This window comes from Roseovarius tolerans, from assembly GCF_900109855.1.
GTDB lineage: Bacteria > Pseudomonadota > Alphaproteobacteria > Rhodobacterales > Rhodobacteraceae > Roseovarius > Roseovarius tolerans.
Map to the genome: position 1 here is coordinate 14,511 of NZ_FOBO01000003.1, position 17,915 is coordinate 32,425.

Annotated in this window: 12 protein-coding genes; 9 read left to right on the forward strand and 3 right to left on the reverse strand. The window is 63.7% G+C overall.

The window, feature by feature from the left end:
- Window positions 1-2: 2 nt before the first annotated feature.
- Window positions 3-806, reverse strand: coding sequence for an undecaprenyl-diphosphate phosphatase (locus tag BMX04_RS03285; RefSeq protein ID WP_074784993.1), 804 nt, complete (start codon window positions 804-806; stop codon window positions 3-5).
- 217 nt (window positions 807-1,023) lie between these two features.
- Between BMX04_RS03285 and BMX04_RS03290 the strand changes: the two genes are divergently transcribed.
- The 8 genes from BMX04_RS03290 to BMX04_RS03325 all read left to right on the forward strand — a co-directional run bounded on the left by BMX04_RS03290 (window position 1,024) and on the right by BMX04_RS03325 (window position 12,967).
- Complete coding sequence (locus BMX04_RS03290) at window positions 1,024-2,457, forward strand: NAD(P)-dependent oxidoreductase (protein WP_074784994.1); 1,434 nt, start codon at window positions 1,024-1,026, stop codon at window positions 2,455-2,457.
- 97 nt (window positions 2,458-2,554) lie between these two features.
- Window positions 2,555-2,977 carry a GFA family protein gene (locus tag BMX04_RS03295; protein WP_074784995.1) on the forward strand — a complete coding sequence of 141 codons (423 nt, stop codon included), beginning with the start codon at window positions 2,555-2,557 and terminating at the stop codon, window positions 2,975-2,977.
- Between the two features lie 48 nt (window positions 2,978-3,025).
- Complete coding sequence (gltB, locus tag BMX04_RS03300) at window positions 3,026-7,558, forward strand: glutamate synthase large subunit (protein ID WP_074785201.1); 4,533 nt, start codon at window positions 3,026-3,028, stop codon at window positions 7,556-7,558.
- 139 nt (window positions 7,559-7,697) lie between these two features.
- Complete coding sequence (locus BMX04_RS03305; protein ID WP_074784996.1) at window positions 7,698-8,198, forward strand: DUF1269 domain-containing protein; 501 nt, start codon at window positions 7,698-7,700, stop codon at window positions 8,196-8,198.
- Window positions 8,199-8,359: 161 nt separating this feature from the next.
- Window positions 8,360-9,079 carry a monofunctional biosynthetic peptidoglycan transglycosylase gene (gene mtgA / locus BMX04_RS03310; protein WP_074784997.1) on the forward strand — a complete coding sequence of 240 codons (720 nt, stop codon included), beginning with the start codon at window positions 8,360-8,362 and terminating at the stop codon, window positions 9,077-9,079.
- Window positions 9,080-9,137: 58 nt separating this feature from the next.
- On the forward strand, window positions 9,138-9,803 hold the full coding sequence (fzlA, locus tag BMX04_RS03315) for an FtsZ-binding protein FzlA (RefSeq protein ID WP_074784998.1): 666 nt from the start codon (window positions 9,138-9,140) through the stop codon (window positions 9,801-9,803).
- A 60-nt stretch (window positions 9,804-9,863) separates the two neighbouring features.
- On the forward strand, window positions 9,864-10,916 hold the full coding sequence (gene queG, locus BMX04_RS03320) for a tRNA epoxyqueuosine(34) reductase QueG (protein ID WP_074784999.1): 1,053 nt from the start codon (window positions 9,864-9,866) through the stop codon (window positions 10,914-10,916).
- A 50-nt stretch (window positions 10,917-10,966) separates the two neighbouring features.
- On the forward strand, window positions 10,967-12,967 hold the full coding sequence (locus tag BMX04_RS03325) for a hydantoinase/oxoprolinase N-terminal domain-containing protein (protein ID WP_074785000.1): 2,001 nt from the start codon (window positions 10,967-10,969) through the stop codon (window positions 12,965-12,967).
- A gap of 9 nt (window positions 12,968-12,976) precedes the next feature.
- On the opposite strand, the gene BMX04_RS03330 is transcribed toward BMX04_RS03325, so the two are convergent.
- The gene (locus BMX04_RS03330) at window positions 12,977-13,588 is read right to left on the reverse strand and encodes a ferric reductase-like transmembrane domain-containing protein (protein ID WP_074785001.1); all 612 of its coding nucleotides are present in this window, start codon (window positions 13,586-13,588) and stop codon (window positions 12,977-12,979) included.
- A gap of 18 nt (window positions 13,589-13,606) precedes the next feature.
- Complete coding sequence (locus BMX04_RS03335; RefSeq protein ID WP_074785002.1) at window positions 13,607-14,095, reverse strand: peptidase associated/transthyretin-like domain-containing protein; 489 nt, start codon at window positions 14,093-14,095, stop codon at window positions 13,607-13,609.
- A 259-nt stretch (window positions 14,096-14,354) separates the two neighbouring features.
- Between BMX04_RS03335 and BMX04_RS03340 the strand changes: the two genes are divergently transcribed.
- On the forward strand, window positions 14,355-17,912 hold the full coding sequence (locus tag BMX04_RS03340) for a DUF6603 domain-containing protein (RefSeq protein ID WP_175477319.1): 3,558 nt from the start codon (window positions 14,355-14,357) through the stop codon (window positions 17,910-17,912).
- Window positions 17,913-17,915: the final 3 nt, after the last annotated feature.

Consider the following 17,915-nt stretch of genomic DNA (forward strand, 5'->3'; position numbering starts at 1 on the left):
CATCAGCTATAGGCAATTCCCAGCAGGATCACGCCAAGCACCAGCCGGTAGATTACATACGGTGTGAAGCTGACGCTTTGCAAAAGGCGCATCATCAGGCCAAGCGCGGCGAGGGCTGCCAGAAATGCGAATGTGGCGGCGGTCGCGGCGCTGATGAGGACGGTGGATTCGGCCTCCAGCGCTGCTTCGGCGCCAAGCAGAATACCGCTTGCGGCAATGGTGGGAATCGACATCAGCATTGAGATGCGTGCGGCCTCTTGCCGTCGATATCCCAGAAAGCGCGCGCCGGTGATGGTGATGCCCGAGCGCGACGTGCCCGGGATGAGCGCGATGGCCTGCCAGAGGCCAATGATGATCGCGTCCGTAATCGTCCAGTTCTGGGTGGTTTTAGTGCGTCTGCCGATCTGGTCGGACCAATAAAGAAGCAGGCCGAAGATGATGGTTGTCCAGCCGATCACCGTGATGGAGCGCATGTTCTCGTCATAGCCCGAGAGTTTGAGCAAGAGACCGCAGGCCACGACCGGAATCGTCGCGATCAGCAGGAGGAGCGCCAAACGCGCGCCGGGGGTGTCAGCCCGGCCCGAAAGCGCCCGTGGCAGGCCGATCAAAGCGCTCCGGACGTCAGACCAGAAATAGAGGATCACGGCGAAGAGCGTGCCGACATGGACGGCCACGTCGATGACCAGACCCTGATCGGCCATGCCGGTGAGTTTCGGCAAAAGGATGAGATGACCGGAGGAGGAGATCGGCAGAAACTCGGTGATTCCCTGAATGATGGCGACGAGGAAGATATGAAATAGCGTCATTCTTGGAGGCCTTACTTACTACGCGTGCAGCTATAAACCTTTGTGTTTGTGGCGCAATCGGCAATACGGGTCCGAATCGGACCTAGTATTCATGAAGTTTTTACTTTTATCAAAACTGTCCGGCGAATAATTTGCATATAGGTCATATGTTCTGACTTTTAATCCCATGAGCGTTGGAGTAGAGACATGCGGTGCAAAGACTTCGGGAGGGCACGTAGTGGCTAAGCAACCCATGCTGAAATTCGTGAGTGTCGGGCGGGACATGCCTGAAAAGCGGACGGCAGAGGCACGTCGGCAGGATTTCCATGAGATCTATGCCGAGTATGCCGATGCCAAGGCCAAGGAACAGGCCGGGCGGTGCAGTCAGTGTGGCGTGCCCTATTGTCAGACCCATTGCCCGCTGCACAACAATATCCCTGACTGGTTGCGTCTCACTGCTGAAGGGCGGCTTAAGGAAGCCTATGAAATCAGTCAGTTGACCAATACCTTCCCCGAGATTTGCGGGCGTATTTGCCCGCAGGACCGGCTGTGCGAGGGTAATTGCGTGATCGAGCAATCGGGGCATGGGACGGTCACGATTGGCGCGGTGGAGAAGTACATCACCGACACGGCCTGGGAAGAAGGCTGGGTCGAGCCGATCAAGCCGGCGGCGGAACGTGTTGAATCCGTTGGGATAATCGGTGCCGGTCCGGGCGGCCTTGCGGCTGCTGACGTGCTGCGGCGCGCGGGTGTTCAGGTCACGGTCTATGACCGCTATGACCGGGGTGGCGGGCTGATGACCTATGGCATTCCCGGCTTCAAGCTGGAGAAGGACGTGGTCATGCGCCGTGTCGAGCAGCTGGCGCAGGGTGGCGTCGAATTCGTGCTAAACTGTGACGTTGGCACGGACATCACGTTCGAGGAAATTCGTAACAAACACAACGCGGTAATGATCGCGACCGGGGTCTACAAGAGCCGTGATCTGCAAGGGCCGGGATCGGGTGCGAACGGCATCGTGCGGGCGATCGACTACCTGACGGCGAGCAATCGTGTCGGCTTTGGTGACAGCGTGCCGGAATATGACAGCGGCGAGTTGAACGCGACCGGCAAGCGAATTGTTGTGGTCGGTGGTGGCGATACCGCAATGGATTGTGTGCGCACGGCCATTCGGCAGGGGGCCAAATCGGTGACATGCCTCTATCGCCGCGACCGTGAGAACATGCCCGGCAGCCAGCGTGAGGTGGCCAATGCCGAGGAAGAAGGCGTTAAGTTTGAATGGCTTAGCGCGCCGATTGGCTTTGCTGGTGACCCGGTGGCGAGCGTGAAGGTGCAGAAGATGCGCCTCGGCGCGCCGGATGCGACGGGCCGCCAAAGCCCGGAGCCCATCGAAGGCGCTGAGCATGACGAACCTGCCGATCTGGTGATCAAGGCGCTTGGCTTTGAGGCCGAAGACCTGCCAGCCCTATGGGATCAAAAGGAATTGGAGGTCACCCGCTGGGGCACCGTCAAGGCGGAGTTCACCACCGGGCAGACCACGATGGAGGGTGTTTACGCCGTTGGCGACATCGTGCGGGGGGCATCCCTTGTGGTGTGGGCGATCCGTGACGGGCGCGATTCCGCGGCAGCGATTCTCGACTATCTCGGCGATGCGCAGGCGGTTGCGGCGGAATAGCGGTAAAGCGTCGGTATTCCGGCGGTTCCCCGGCGGAACGCTTTGAGGCGATAAGACAGACAATCTGACCCACCGGGTAAAGGAAGGGTGAAGACCAATGACGGGACAACTGACAGGACATTGCCTGTGCGGCGCGGTGAGACTCACCGTGCTGTCGCATGCCGGTGCCGTCAGTGCCTGTCACTGTGCTATGTGTCGCCGCTGGAGCGGTGCCGCGATGTGGGTTCTGGAGGCTCCTGCGGAATCGGTCGAGGTCGCAGGGCCCGTGCAGCACTATCGTTCATCGTCTTTTGCCGAACGCGCCTGGTGCTCTGCGTGTGGCACGCAACTTTGGATCAAGGATGATGACGGTCCATATGAATTGATGCCGGGGCTGTTCGACGACGCGCGGGGCCTGCCCCTGTCGCACGAGATTTACATCGACCAAGCATTTACCAGCGTAACGCTGGCGGGCGGACACAAGCGCGTGACGCGGGTCGACTACGAGGCGTCCGAGCGCGCCGTGCCGAACCGGTTGTGATGAGGAATAAAACGGATGCGCTGCGGCGCAGGATGAGGAGTGATCGCGATGTCAAACTTCGATAGCACATGGGCAGCACGTGAGGCGGCCAAGCGCGACTGGATGGCCGAGAATGGCATGTATGCCCATGAGGAAGAGCATTCCTCTTGCGGTGTCGGCCTTGTCGTGTCGGTGGATGGCAAGCCGTCGCGCCGGGTGGTTGAGGCGGGGATCAATGCGCTCAAGGCGATCTGGCACCGGGGTGCTGTCGATGCCGATGGCAAGACCGGCGATGGCGCGGGTATCCATGTGCAGATCCCGGTGTCGTTCATCTATGATCAGATCCGCCGCACCGGGCACGAGCCGGATGAAAGCCGTCTGGTCGCGGTCGGGCAGGTGTTTCTGCCGCGCACCAATTTCGGCGCGCAGGAGCAGTGCCGGACCATCGTGGAAACCGAAGTGCTGCGCATGGGGCACACGATCTATGGCTGGCGGCACGTGCCGGTCGATATCACCTGCCTGGGCGAAAAGGCCAATGCGACCCGGCCCGAGATTGAGCAGATCCTGATTTCCGATGCGAAGGGGATGGAGGAAGAGGAGTTCGAGCGCGAGCTTTACGTGATCCGCCGCCGGATCGAAAAGGCCGTGATGGCCGCCGGGATCAACGGTCTCTATATCGCGAGCCTGTCGTGCCGGAGCATCATCTACAAGGGCATGATGCTGGCCGAGCAGGTGGCGGTCTTTTACCCCGACCTGATGGACGAGCGGTTCAAGAGCGCATTCGCGATCTATCACCAGCGCTATTCGACCAACACATTCCCGCAATGGTGGCTGGCGCAGCCGTTCCGGATGCTGGCGCATAACGGTGAGATCAACACGCTCAAGGGCAACACCAACTGGATGAAGAGCCACGAGATCCGCATGGCGTCGTCGGCGTTTGGCGAGCGGGCCGAGGATATCAAGCCGATCATCCCGCAAGGTTCCTCGGACAGTGCAGCACTCGACGCAGTGTTCGAGGTGCTGGTGCGCGCCGGGCGCAATGCGCCGATGGCGAAAACCATGCTGGTGCCGGAATCGTGGTCGAAGCAGCGCGAGGAACTGCCGCAGGCATGGCGCGACATGTATTCCTATTGCAACTCAGTGATGGAGCCGTGGGATGGCCCCGCAGCCCTTGCCATGACCGATGGCCGCTGGGTCTGTGCGGGCCTCGACCGGAACGGGCTGCGCCCGATGCGCTATGTGGTGACGGGTGACGGGCTTCTGATTGCCGGGTCTGAGGCCGGAATGGTGCCGATTGACGAGACCAAGGTGAAGGAAAAGGGCGCGCTTGGCCCCGGTCAGTTGCTGGCCGTGGATATGAAAGAAGGAAAGCTCTATCACGACGCCGAAATGAAGGACAAACTGGCCAATGCGCAGCCGTTCGGCGAGTGGGTCGGCAAGATCAACGAGCTGGATGAAAAGCTGGCCGCCGTGACCGAAGCCCCGATCTACAAGGCGGGAGAGTTGCGCAAGCGTCAGATCGCCGCCGGGTATACCATCGAGGAGCTGGAGCAGATCCTTGCCCCGATGGCCGAGGACGCTAAGGAGGCGATTGCCAGCATGGGCGACGACACGCCGAGTGCCGTGCTCTCCAAGCAGTATCGCCCGCTGAGCCATTATTTCCGGCAGAATTTCAGCCAGGTGACGAACCCGCCGATTGATTCCTTGCGCGAGTACCGGGTGATGAGCCTCAAGACGCGGTTCGGCAACCTCAAGAACGTGCTGGACGAGTCGAGCGCGCAGACCGAGATTCTGGTGCTGGAAAGCCCGTTTGTCGGCAATGCGCAATGGGACGAGATGATCCGGCAGTTCAACGCCGATGTGGCGGTGATCGACTGCACTTTTGGCGCGGGCAAGAACGCGCTGCAAAAGGGGCTGGAGCGGATCCGGGCCGAGGCGGAGGATGCCGTGCGTTCGGGCACCGGGCATCTGATCCTGACTGATCAGAACCTTGGCGAAGCCCGTGTCGGCATGCCGATGATTCTGGCGACGAGTGCGGTGCATAGTCACCTGACGCAGAAGGGGCTGCGGACTTTCTGTTCGCTGAACGTGCGCTCGGCGGAGTGCATCGACCCGCATTATTTCGCCGTGCTGATCGGCGCGGGGGCGACCGTGGTCAACGCCTATCTGGCCGAGGACAGCATCAGTGACCGGATCGACCGGGGGCTGATCGACGGCAGCCTGACCGAGGCGGTGGCGCGCTATCGCTCGGCGATTGATCAGGGTCTCTTGAAGATCATGTCGAAGATGGGGATCTCGGTGATTTCGTCCTATCGCGGCGGATTGAATTTCGAGGCGGTGGGGCTGTCTCGCGCCATGTGCGCCGAGTACTTCCCGGGCCTGACCAGTCGGATCAGCGGAATCGGTGTGTCGGGCATTCAGGCCAAGCTGGAAGAGGTGCATGGCCGGGCCTTCAAGGGCGGGCAGGATATCCTGCCGATCGGTGGCTTTTACAAGGCGCGCAAATCGGGCGAGACCCATGCTTGGGGCGCGCAGACCATGCATATGATGCAGATGGCCTGCAACAAGGCGAGTTACGAGCTGTGGAAGCGCTATTCGGCGGCGATGCAGAACAACCCGCCGACGCATTTGCGCGACCTGATGGCGATCAAGCCGATGGGCGAGGCGGTGCCGCTGGAAGAGGTGGAAAGCGTGACCGCGATCCGCAAGCGGTTCGTGACGCCGGGGATGTCGCTGGGGGCGCTGAGCCCCGAGGCGCACAAGACGCTCAATGTGGCGATGAACCGGATCGGCGCGCGCTCGGATAGTGGCGAGGGCGGCGAAGACCCGGCGCATTTCACGCCCGAGGCGAATGGCGATAACCCGTCTGCCAAGATCAAGCAGGTCGCCTCTGGCCGGTTTGGTGTGACGGCGGAATATCTGAACCATTGCGAGGAGTTGGAGATCAAGGTGGCGCAGGGCGCCAAGCCCGGTGAGGGCGGGCAGTTGCCGGGGATGAAGGTAACCAAGCTGATCGCGCGGCTTCGGCATTCGACGGAGGGTGTCACGCTGATTTCTCCGCCGCCGCATCACGATATCTACAGCATCGAGGACCTGGCGCAGCTGATCTATGACCTCAAGCAGATCAACCCCACCGTGAAGGTGACGGTCAAGCTGGTGGCGCAGTCGGGGGTCGGCACGATTGCCGCCGGTGTGGCCAAGGCCAAGGCGGATGTGATCCTGATCTCGGGGCATAACGGCGGCACCGGGGCCTCGCCCGCCACCTCGATCAAATATGCCGGGCTGCCGTGGGAGATGGGCCTCACCGAGGCGCATCAGGTGCTGAGCATGAACAACCTGCGCGAGCGGATCACCCTGCGCACCGATGGCGGGCTGCGCACCGGGCGCGATATCGTCATGGCGGCGATGATGGGCGCCGAGGAATACGGCATCGGCACCGCCGCGCTGATTTCCATGGGCTGCATCATGGTGCGGCAGTGTCAGAGCAACACCTGCCCCGTCGGTGTCTGCACGCAGGACGAGGATTTGCGCGCCAAGTTCACCGGCAATGCCGAGAAGGTGGTGAACCTCATCACATTCTACGCGCAGGAGGTGCGGGAATTGCTGGCGAGCATCGGGGCGCGCAGTCTTGATGAGGTGATCGGGCGGGCGGATCTGCTGACGCAGGTCAGCCGTGGCTCGGCGCATCTCGATGATCTTGATCTTAACCCGATGCTGATCACCGTGGATGGTGCGAAGGACATTCGCTATGACCGCAACCGCCCGCGCAACGAGGTGCCCGACACGCTGGACGCGGAAATCGTGCGTGATGCGCAGCGGTTCCTGAATGACGGCGAGAAGATGCAGCTGCATTATGCGGTGCAGAACACCGATCGGACGGTGGGCACGCGGGTCTCGAGCCATATCGTGAGGAAATTCGGGATGCGCAATTCGCTGCAACCCGATCACCTGACGGTGAAGCTGAGCGGCAGTGCCGGGCAGTCGCTGGGCGCGTTCGCAGCACCGGGGCTGAAGATCGAGGTCAGTGGCGACGCCAACGACTATGTCGGCAAGGGCCTGTCGGGCGGCACAATCGTGGTACGCCCGCCAATGGCGAGCCCGCTGGTGGCGGCCGAGAACACGATCATCGGCAATACGGTGCTCTATGGGGCGACAGCGGGCTATCTCTTTGCCGCCGGGCGTGCCGGGGAGCGGTTCGCGGTGCGCAACTCGGGCGCGCATGTGGTGATCGAGGGCTGCGGCTCCAACGGCTGTGAATACATGACCGGGGGGGCTGCGGTGATCCTGGGCGAGATCGGGGCCAATTTCGGCGCGGGCATGACCGGCGGCATGGCCTATGTCTATGATCCTGACGACCGCGCGGAAACGCTGGTCAATGGCGAGACATTGGTGAGTTGCCCCGTATCAGAGCCGCATTGGGAGGCCGAACTCAAGGGTCTGATCGAGCGGCACGTGGCCGAGACCGGATCGCAGCGCGGGCAGGATATCCTGCAATACTGGGATCTCGAAAAGGACCGCTTCGTGCAGTTCTGCCCGAAGGAAATGCTCGACAAGCTGGAGCATCCGCTGGGCACGCGTCCGGAGGCCGTTCCGGCGGAATGAGGCGGAGGCGTTGCGCCTGACAGGCAGGGGCGGGTTTTCCGTCCTTGCCTGCTGCGTTACTCTTGGCGAGGCGGGCACGTGCCGGGGCTGATCCGCCCCGTCTTATCGTGCCGCGCCTAGCCGAGAGGAGAACGATCCCGTGTCTGACCTGCTGATCATTGCCTTCGAGACATCCGACGGGGCCTTCGAGCTTGACGCGCATCTGCGTGGATTGCGCCGCCTGCAAAAGCTGGAGACGCAAGACATAAAGGTGGCGACCCGTGACGAGACCGGCGCGGTAGAGCTTAACGGGCCTGCCAATGTGCCCGCGATGCAGGTGGTCGGCGGCACGATCTGGGGTCTGGTCCTCGGGGCAGCCTTTCTTGTGCCTGTTGCCGGCGCTGTGGCCGGGGCCGCGACGGGCGCGGTGGTGGGACAGTTTCGCGATCCCGGCGTGGACAGCGCATTCCTGAAAGAGATCGCCGAGAAATTGCCAAAGGGAGGATCGGCCCTCTGCCTGCTGGTGCGCGACATGGATAAAGATGCTCTGCTGGAGGAGATTGCCGCCTTTCCCCAAAAGGGTCATTTGATCCAGTCGCCGCTTGAGGGGGCACATGAGGACCGGCTCCGGGGTTTGATTGAGACCGGTAAAACGGAGTGATGAAGATCAAATGGGCACGCGCCCGGAAGCTGTTCAGGCGGAATAGGGTCTGATTAGGGCCGGATCCTTTCAAAGGGTCCGGTTCGTTTTCTTTTCAAGAAAACGGGCCTGAGCGTGCCAAAGCTGTTTTGCCGCGCGCATCGGGCGGCTATAGCTAGGCCATGGCACGGGCGCGCACATCATCCCGATCAACGCGAAAGGATCGCATCCGACCGCTGCGCTGGCTGCGGCGGTGGCTGATGTATTACGTGCTGCTCTCGGCGCTGATCGTGACCGGGGTAATCGCGGCGCATCGGGTGCTCGAGCCGCCGCGCACTTACTTCATGGGACAGGAAGAGCGGCGGTTGGGGGAGATCGGCCATGAGTGGGTGCCGATGGCGCGGATCGCGCCGGTGATGGCACGCTCGCTGGTGGCGGCGGAGGATGCCAATTTCTGCCAGCACTGGGGCTTTGACATGGGGGCCATTCGCACCGCGATTGCCGAAGGGTCGGGGCGCGGCGCCTCGACGCTGAGCCAGCAAGTGGTGAAGAATGTCTATCTCTGGCACGGGCGCAACTGGGCGCGCAAGGCGCTGGAGGCGGTGCTGACCCCGGTGGTCGAGACGCTGTGGCCGAAGCGGCGGATCGTCGAGGTTTATCTGAACGTGGCCGAGTTTGACGCGGGCGTGTTCGGCGTCGAGGCGGCGGCGCGGCATTACTTTGGCGTCAGCGCCGCCGATCTGAGCGCGGTGCAGGCGGCACGCCTGGCCGCCGTGCTGCCCGACCCCAAGGACCGCTCGGCCAAATCGCCCGGCCCGGGGCTGCGCAAGCGGGCGGCCAGCATCATGGACGGTGCGGCGACGATTGACCGGGACGGGCGCGCGGCCTGTTTCGAGGATTGAAAATCCGGTCCAAAGGGGGCATTGAGGGGCGGTTCCCGTTTTCCAAGGTAGTCTGACGATGGCCAAGCTCTATCACGTCCCGCTCTCACCGTTTTGCCGCAAGGTGCGGCTGAGCCTTGCGGAGAAGAAGATCGAATGCGAACTGGCCGAGGAACGCTATTGGGAACAGGACCCAGATTTCCTGCGGCGCAATCCGGCGGGCAAGGTGCCGGTGCTGAAGATCGACGGCAAGACCATGGCCGAAAGCGCGGCGATCTGCGAATATCTAGAAGAGAAATATCCCGAACCGGCGCTGATGCCGAAAAGCGCCGAATCGCGCTACGAGGTGCGGCGGCTGGTGGCGTGGTTCGATGACAAGTTTCATCACGAGGTGACCTCAAAGCTGCTCTATGAGCGGGTCAACAAGAAGGTGATGAAACAGGGTTTTCCCGACAGTCGCAACGTCAAGGACGGGGCGCGGGCCATCAAGTATCACCTCGATTACATGGCGTGGCTGCTGGATCACAGGCGCTGGCTGGCCGGAGATGTGATGACGCTGGCGGATTTCGCCGCCGCCGCGCATCTGTCGGCGCTGGATTATATCTCGGATGTGGACTGGCATCGCTCTGAGGCGGTCAAGGACTGGTATGCCAAGATCAAGTCGCGCCCGGCGTTTCGGGGGATTCTGGCGGATCAGGTTTCGGGGTTTCCGCCGCCGGCGCATTATGCCGATCTGGATTTCTAGTTCAGGGGCGCCGCCCCTCTTGGCCTTCGGCCAATTCACCCCGGAGTATTTGCCGGAAAGATGAAGAATGGGCTGAAACAGAGACTGGTTGCACAGGCGCGGGCCGAGGGGTTCGATGCCTGCCGGCTGTGTCGTCCGTGGGATGTGGGCCACGTGCCGGAGCGGCTGGCGGCGTTTCTGCAGAAGGGCTATCACGGGCAGATGGGCTGGCTCGAGGAGCGCGCGCATTGGCGCGGGGCGCCGGAGGTGCTCTGGCCCGAGGCGCGCACGGTGATCGTGCTGGGTGAAAGCTATACGCCCGAAGAAGACCCGCTGGCGGGGCTGGCGCAGCGGGATCGGGGCAATGTCTCGGTCTATGCGCGCGGGCGCGATTATCACGATACGGTCAAGAAGCGGCTGAAGCGGCTGGCGCGGTGGCTGATCAGTGAGGCGGGTGGCGAAGTGAAGGTGTTTGTCGATACGGCCCCTGTGCCCGAGAAGCCGTTGGGCGAGGCGGCGGGGCTTGGCTGGCAGGGCAAGCATACCAATCTGGTAAGCCGCGATCTGGGCAGTTGGTTCTTTATCGGATCGGTGTTCACGACGCTGAATTTAGAGACTGATCCGGCGGAAATCGATCATTGCGGGTCGTGTCGGGCCTGTCTCGATATCTGTCCGACGAATGCCTTTCCGGCACCCTACCAACTGGATGCGCGGCGCTGCATTTCCTATCTGACGATCGAGCATAAGGGGCCGGTCGATGAGGCGTTGCGGCCCTTGTTGGGCAACCGGATCTATGGCTGTGACGATTGCCTGGCGGTCTGCCCGTGGAACAAGTTCGCGGTGGAGGCGCGCGAGGTGAAGTATCATGCGCGCGACGATCTGGTGGCACCGGAGTTGGCGGAGTTGGCGGCGTTGGACGATGCCGGGTTTCGGGCGCGGTTTTCCGGCAGTCCGATCAAGCGGATCGGGCGCGACCGGTTTTTGCGCAATGTGCTTTATGCGATCGGCAATTCGGGGGATGCGTCCCTGTGTGCGGTGGCGCAGGGGCATTGCGAGGATCCCGACGAGGCGGTGGCGGATGCGGCGCGTTGGGCGGTCAAGCGACTGGATCGTGACGCAAACGGGCTGGAATAGCGCGGGAAACCCGGTACACCGCTGGCAAGGCGGAACGGGAGTGCGGACGCATGGCATTGGCTCTGGGCGTGGATACGGGTGGCACCTATACGGATGCCGTGCTCATTCGGGATGAGCGCGAGGTGGTGGCGAGCGCCAAGGCGCTGACCACGCGGCATGATCTGGCGGTGGGGATCGGCGCGGCGGTCGAGGCGGTGCTGGCTGCGAGCGGTGTGGATGTGGCCGAGATCGGGCTGGCGTCGCTGTCGACGACGCTGGCGACGAATGCGCTGGTCGAGGGGCAGGGCGGGCGCGCGGGGCTGGTCTATATCGGGTTTCGCGCGGCGGATTTGCAGGCGCATGGGCTGGCCGAGGCGCTGGGTGGCGATCCTGCGCTGGTGATTTCGGGCGGGCACAGCCATGCCGGGAGTGAGGCAGAAGCGCTGGATCGAGAGGCGCTTTTGGCATGGTTAGAGACTGATACAGGCGCGTCGGCCTATGCGGTGGCGTCGCTTTTTGCGACTCGCAATCCTGCGCATGAGCTGGCGGCGGCGGAGATGATCCGCGAGGTCACGGGCAAGCCGGTGAGCCTGTCGCATCACCTGTCGGCCAAGCTCAATGGGCCGAAGCGGGCGCTGACGGCGCTGCTCAATGCGCGGCTGATCGCGATGATCGCGCGGCTGATCGACCGGGCGGAGGGCAAGCTGCGCGATCTGGGTGTCACTGCACCCTTGATGGTGGTGCGCGGCGACGGGGCCTTGATTAGTGCCGATCAGGCGCGGGAACGGCCCATCGAGACGATCCTGAGCGGGCCTGCGGCGAGTATTGTGGGCGCGCGCTGGATGACCGGGGCGGATCATGCGCTGGTGTCGGATATCGGCGGCACGACGACCGATGTGGCGGTGCTGACCGGCGGGCGGCCCGCGATTGATCCGCAAGGCGCACGGGTAGGGCCGTGGCGCACGATGGTCGAGGCGGTGGCGATGCGCACCTTTGGTCTGGGCGGCGACAGCGAGGTGCATGTGCAGGATGCCGGGCTTACGGGTGGCGTGACCCTTGGCCCGCGCCGGGTGGTGCCGGTGAGCCTGATGGCGCTGGAGGCGGGCGCGGCGGTGCATGCCGCGCTGGAGGATCAGCTGCGCGCAAGTGCGCCGGGGGAGCATGACGCGCGGTTTGTGCGGGCGGTGCCGGGGATCGAGGCCGGAGGGCTGGGCGAGCGCGAAACCACGCTTTTGGGCCGTATCAGAGACGATATCATGCCAGTGGGCAAGGTGCTGCGGTCGCGGATGGACAATGCGGCGCTGGCGCGGCTGGTGCGGCGGGGGCTGGTGCAGGTGGCGGGCGTCACGCCGTCGGATGCGAGCCATGTTCTGGGGCAGCAGGCTGGCTGGGATGCCGAGGCCGCGCGGATGGCGCTGGAGGTGGTGGCGCGCAAGCGGACGGGATCGGGCAACCGGCTGGCGCAGGGGGCGGAGCAACTGGCGCGGATGATCGTGGATCGGTTGATGCATCAGACGAGTTTGGCCTTGTTAGAGACTGCTTTTGCCGAAGATGACGTGGAGTTTGGCCTGCCGCCCGAGGCCCTGGCGGCGCATGTTCTGATGCAGAAGGGGCTCGACCGGCATCACGGGCTGGTGCGGCTGAGTGCCGGGCTCGGCGTGCCGGTGGTGGGGCTGGGGGCCTCTGCCGGATGTTACTACCCGGCGGTGGGGGAACGGCTGGACTGTCAGATGATCCTGCCGGAGCATGCCGGGGTGGCCAATGCCATCGGGGCCGTTGTCGGGCGGGTGACGATCCGGCGGAGCGGCACAGTGACCTCGCCATCCGAGGGCAAATACCGTGTGCATCTGGAGAGTGGGCCGGAGGATTATGCAGGCTCTGATACGGCGATGAATGCGTTGGAGGCGGCGCTGAGCGCCGAGGCGCGGGCGGAGGCCGAGGCAGCGGGGGCGGTGGATATTCACGTCACCGCGCGGCGCGAGGTGAAAGAGGCACAGGCCGAGGCGCGGCGGGTGTTTCTGGAGGCCGAGATCGTGGTCGAAGCGAGCGGGCGGCCGCGTATCGCGGGCTGAGCGCGCGGTTCAGCCGCCCAGGCGCAGGCCGGAACGCCAGACGCGTCGGTCGAAGATGACCTTGGCGAGTGCGATCAGCGCAAGCAGGCACAGCATGGTCTTGGAGACTGTCCCCATCGTGCCCTGAATCAGCATCGCATGCACAACGGTGCCGGTCACGATTACCACCACGGTGGCCGTGTGGGCGAGCCGCCAGCTGCGCAGGCGCCAGGGCCAGCGGCGGCGGACGAGGCCCAGGAGTGCGGCGAGGAACACCATCCACATGGCGATCACGCCCCAGGCGGAGAACGGGGTGGGCGAGGTGAATGTCAGGGCATCGACGACATCGGGCGGGCTGGTGATCCAGAGGCCCGCGACATGGGCGATCACCATGATCAGGAGAAGCGTGCCGACGATGCGATGCAGGCGGCGTCGCCGGGTTTGCGAGAGGCCGGGAAGGTAGCCGCCGATCAGCAGCGGCTGGAGCAGGATGAGAACAAGGCCCACGACCCCGGCGAACCCGGCCGCGATATAGACCGGGCTGCGCCATGCCAGAAGCGGGCTCTGACCGGCGGCGATGAGCGGGATCGCGGTGGCCAGCAGAAGTGCGCCCCAGATCAGCAGGGTCCGGATATGCGGCATGCCTTGCAATCCGCCGGATCAGGCGGGTTGCAGGACGAAATGCGCCTCGAGGCTGGTGTCGCTCGCGCTTGGCATCACGGGGCGGAGGAACACCGTCTCGAAGTCGCCACTGTCATAGGCGAGATGGCCGTGCGGCTGGCCGAAGGCGGGCACGATCTGGGGCATTTCGAGCCGGAATTGGCCGTTCTCATCGGTGAGCGTCGCGCCGTGGCTGTGCGGATCGCGTTCGTGGCCTTCGGTGGTGTGGGCCCAGATCTGGATGCGCTGACCGGGCAGCGGCGCGCCGTCACCGGCGCGGCGTACGGTGCCGGTCATCCAGAAGCCGCCGCCGCCGATCCGGTCAACGATGGGTGCATCGGGGAGGTAGTTGTTGGCGCCGCCGCGCATGGTGCGGGTGGGGTCGAGCCCCGCCGCGCGGGCGGGCACGATCAGGCCGGAGGCCGCGCCCCCGGCGATGGCACATCCGGCGGCGACAAAGGCGCGGCGGGTGAAGAAACTGGTCGGCATGTCGCGTCCTTTCTTGGGTTTGAGACGTACGTGGCATGTCTGTTGCGCAATATAGTGCATCACGCGGCGATTCCGATAGGTTGTCTCACAGGGAGGCGCATGGGCGTCATTTCGCCGGAAATCTGCTCAACCTAAGGGATGTCGGGATTTTTCTGGACAGGTCTTGCGGCTGCCGCTTAGGCTGATCTTCAATGCTATTTTGAAGCCCTTTGAAAACAGCCGCTTTGTTGCTGACTGGTTGGAGCCCGTGCCTGATTTTGTGAAATCAGTCTTGTCGGAAATGGCGCGGTTCATTGCGCCGCTCAATGCTGCTGTAGAGACCGAAGAGGCGCTTGCGCAGTATCTGCTGAAATTCGGATACGATGTCGATGTCTCGGCCTTGAGTGGATCGGTGCAGAGCCTTGCCCCGCTGGCTGGATCGACCGCTGATCTGATCGCGCAGGTCGATGGCGATATCGCGCAGGGCGGTGTCGAGAGTATCGACGTTGACGCGGTCATTGCTCTGGCGCGCGACAGCTTTACCGGGCTGGATGAGTTCGGCGATGCGTTCTCAAGTTTGCAGGATCTGGCGGGCCTGCCCAACAAGACCGAGAACCTTGGCCGGTTGCCGGGGGATGTGCTGGCCGATCTGCTGACGCAATATCTGCGTGGCCGGGCGGATACGGCGCTGCGTATCCTGCAGTTTCTGGGCATTCATCAGACCGTTTCCGTGCGCGACGATACCGACCCGCGCTGGCGTGGTGCGGCGTATGACTATTACCTGCTGAACTGGGCGCGGCTGGGGCAGTTGTTTCGTGATCCGCAAGGCTGGGGTCGGGAGGTCTATGGCTGGGGGGATGATTTCGACAGCGATGCCGCGCTGTTCCGGCTGGCGGCGGTGCTGGAGACGATCACCTCTCTGACCCGGATGGAGCGGATGAGCGACGTTCAGGTGCAGTGGTTTCTTCCACGTGCGGCGGATGACGGCGATGGCCGCACCATGATCGTGGCCCCGATTGCGGCGGCGGCTGACAATGGCGGCGTGGCCGAGTTCGGCGCGGCGCTGTTCCCGGTGTCGGGCGCGGGCGCGGGGCATCCGCCGGCGGATCGGGGCATGGCGCTCGGGCCCTACTCGAAAGGCAGCTTGAGCCAGACGACAAGCCTGTTCGGCGGGCAGGGTGAGCTGTCGATTGACGGCAATGTCGGTGCGCTGGGCGGTGCGGTGCTGTCGATGCGGCCCTCGGGGTTGCGGGCCGATCTGGGGGTTGGTGCGGCGGCTTTCAACGGCGAGTTCGGGGCCGAGATGACGCTCTCGCCGCCGCAGGGCGCGCAAAAAATCGTGCTGATTGGAGAGGCCGACGGCACCCGGGTGCAGATCGACGGAGTGAGCGTGAAGGCGGGCGGGTCGGTGTCGTCGGCACAGGCGTTCGATGGCTATGTCGCGGGTGGGGTCACGCAGCTGACCATGGTGATCGACCCCGGCGATGACGGGCTGCTCAATGCGGTGCTGAGTGGACCGCTGGAGATCAATGCCGGTGATCTGGCGCTGGGCTGGCGACCGGGCAAGGGGGTGTATTTCGAAGGCGGCTCGAATCTGGGGATCGTGATCCCGGTGCAACTGAGCCTTGGGCCGGTCAATATTTATGAGTTCGGCGTCGAACTCGATTTTGACGAACCGATGACGCTGAAGCTGACCACCACGGGCGATCTGACCATCGGACCGCTGTTTGCCTATGCCGAGGATATCGGGGTGTCTGCAGCGCTGGTTGAGGCACCACAGGCCGACGGGATCTTTGGCCGTCACGATGTGGAGTTCGGGTTTGTGCCGCCCTCGGGCTATGCCCTCGCCTTGCAAAGCGACGTGGTGAGCGGCGGTGGGTTCCTGTCGATCGACGAGAGCGAATATCGCGGTGCGCTGGCGCTGAAATTCCAGACCTTCGGGTTTTCTGCCTTTGCGATCCTCAACACCGAGTTGCCCGACGAGCCGGGCAAGTTCAGCTTTGCCGCGTCGATCTTTGGTGAATTCAACGTGCCGCTGGCCTTCGGCTTTTTCCTGACCGGGGTTGGTGGGTTCATCGGGGTCAACCGCACCATCAACAGCGAAGAATTGCGCAGCGTGCTGTATGAGGGGCGGCTGGATAACCTGATCTTTCCAGCGGACCCGATCGAGAACGCGGCCCGCATTCTGGAGGATATGGCCAATGTGATGCCGCCGCAAAGCGGGCAGCATATCATCGGGCCGGTGGTCCGGATCGGCTGGGGTCAGCCGGCGCTGGTCGAGATCAAGCTGGGGGTGATCCTCGAGGTTGGCGCGGAGGTGCGCATCATCATCCTGGGCGGGCTGGGCATGGCACTGCCGACCAAGGAGGCGGCGATTGTCGAAATCAGCATCACCTTCTTTGGCGAGATTGATTTCAGTGCCCGCACGATCAGCTTTGACGCGACGCTGCTGAATTCGCGGATCCTGACCTACACGATCTCGGGGGATGCGGCGGTGCGCACCGGCTGGGCGCCGCGGCTGGAGCATGTGGCGTCCTTCGGGGGGCTGCACCCGTCCTTCCCGAAGCCGTCGAACCTGCCGGACCTGCGGGCGATCACGCTCGCCTTTGGCAGCGACAACCCGCGCGTCACGATTTCGGGCTATACCGCGATCACTTCGAACTCGCTGCAGTTCGGGGCGCGGGCCGATCTTTATGCGAGGGGCCCTGACCTTTGGATCATCGGGCAATTGGCGGCGGAGGGATATGTCTATCTCGATGCGCTGGTCTATTTCGATCCGTTCCAGTTTGATGTGGCGCTGGGCGGTGGGCTGAGCCTGTTGCGCAATGGCAATGTGGCGCTGAGTCTTGGCTTTGATCTGCGGCTAAAGGGGCCGAATACCTTTTACATCTCTGGCAATGTCTGGGCGACGATCCTGCGCAAGGATATCAAGTTCGGCATCACCCATCGCTGGGGATCGCAGCAGAGCCTGCCTGTGCCGACGGCAGACCCGGTGGCGCTGTTGCGGCAGGCGCTGGAAAAGGCACGCGGGTTCGAGCCGGTGGCACCGGTCAACCGCACCGGCGGGGTCAGTTTCGTACAGGCCGACGAGAGCGAGAGCCTGATCGATCCGTTGGGCGGGGCGCGGCTGGTGCAGACGGCGGTGCCGCTGGATATCACCATCGAGAAGGTCGGCGAAGGCCAGATCGCTGGCGGTTCGGCCAGGATGGATCTGGCGGTGTTCGACGCCAATGGCCAGGCGGTGCAGGCGCAGGCGGCCGAGCAGAGTTTCGTGCATGGCCATTTCTTCAACCTGTCCGATGCCGAACGCCTGCGCGCAACGGTGTTCGAGGATCACAAGGCCGGTGTCGAGATTGCCGGACCGGGGCTGAGCGGGGCCACGGAGGCGGCTATCGAGAGCGATTACGCCTACGAATATGTGGAAATCCCGGTGCAGACGGATGCGCCGCCGCTGGCCGCGCGGGTCACGCCGCAGCGGCCCGATGTTCTGGGCGACGTGCTGCGCCGGTTCAACGCACGGGAACTGGAGTTGCGGGCGCAGGCAACGCGCATGGATCTGCTGGTGCAGCCCGACACCCCGGCTCCGGCACCGGTGCCTGATATCTTCGTGTCCGAAAGCGCGTTCGAAGAGGCGGGCCGGTTCTTTGACACGCTGCCGCCTGCGCCGGATCTGGCCGGGGCTGGCATTCGTGACGAATTGCTGACGGCGGGGCTGGCCAATGGCTCGTTCGCGCAGGCCGCGCATCAGGTGCAGCCGCTGGGCCAACCGCCGGTGGACATGCTGCACGAGGTCAATCCGGTGATGACCGATTACATCTTTGCCGCCGGGCGGCTCTAGGAA

What these genes read in the sequence shown, in the direction of transcription:
- BMX04_RS03335 (WP_074785002.1), bottom strand. Translation starts at nt 14,095, where the DNA reads ATGCCGACCAGTTTCTTCACCCGCCGCGCCTTTGTCGCCGCCGGATGT.
- BMX04_RS03325 (WP_074785000.1), top strand. Translation starts at nt 10,967, where the DNA reads ATGGCATTGGCTCTGGGCGTGGATACGGGTGGCACCTATACGGATGCC.
- mtgA (WP_074784997.1), top strand. Translation starts at nt 8,360, where the DNA reads ATGGCACGGGCGCGCACATCATCCCGATCAACGCGAAAGGATCGCATC.
- BMX04_RS03330 (WP_074785001.1), bottom strand. Translation starts at nt 13,588, where the DNA reads ATGCCGCATATCCGGACCCTGCTGATCTGGGGCGCACTTCTGCTGGCC.
- fzlA (WP_074784998.1), top strand. Translation starts at nt 9,138, where the DNA reads ATGGCCAAGCTCTATCACGTCCCGCTCTCACCGTTTTGCCGCAAGGTG.
- BMX04_RS03295 (WP_074784995.1), top strand. Translation starts at nt 2,555, where the DNA reads ATGACGGGACAACTGACAGGACATTGCCTGTGCGGCGCGGTGAGACTC.
- gltB (WP_074785201.1), top strand. Translation starts at nt 3,026, where the DNA reads ATGTCAAACTTCGATAGCACATGGGCAGCACGTGAGGCGGCCAAGCGC.
- BMX04_RS03285 (WP_074784993.1), bottom strand. Translation starts at nt 806, where the DNA reads ATGACGCTATTTCATATCTTCCTCGTCGCCATCATTCAGGGAATCACC.
- queG (WP_074784999.1), top strand. Translation starts at nt 9,864, where the DNA reads ATGAAGAATGGGCTGAAACAGAGACTGGTTGCACAGGCGCGGGCCGAG.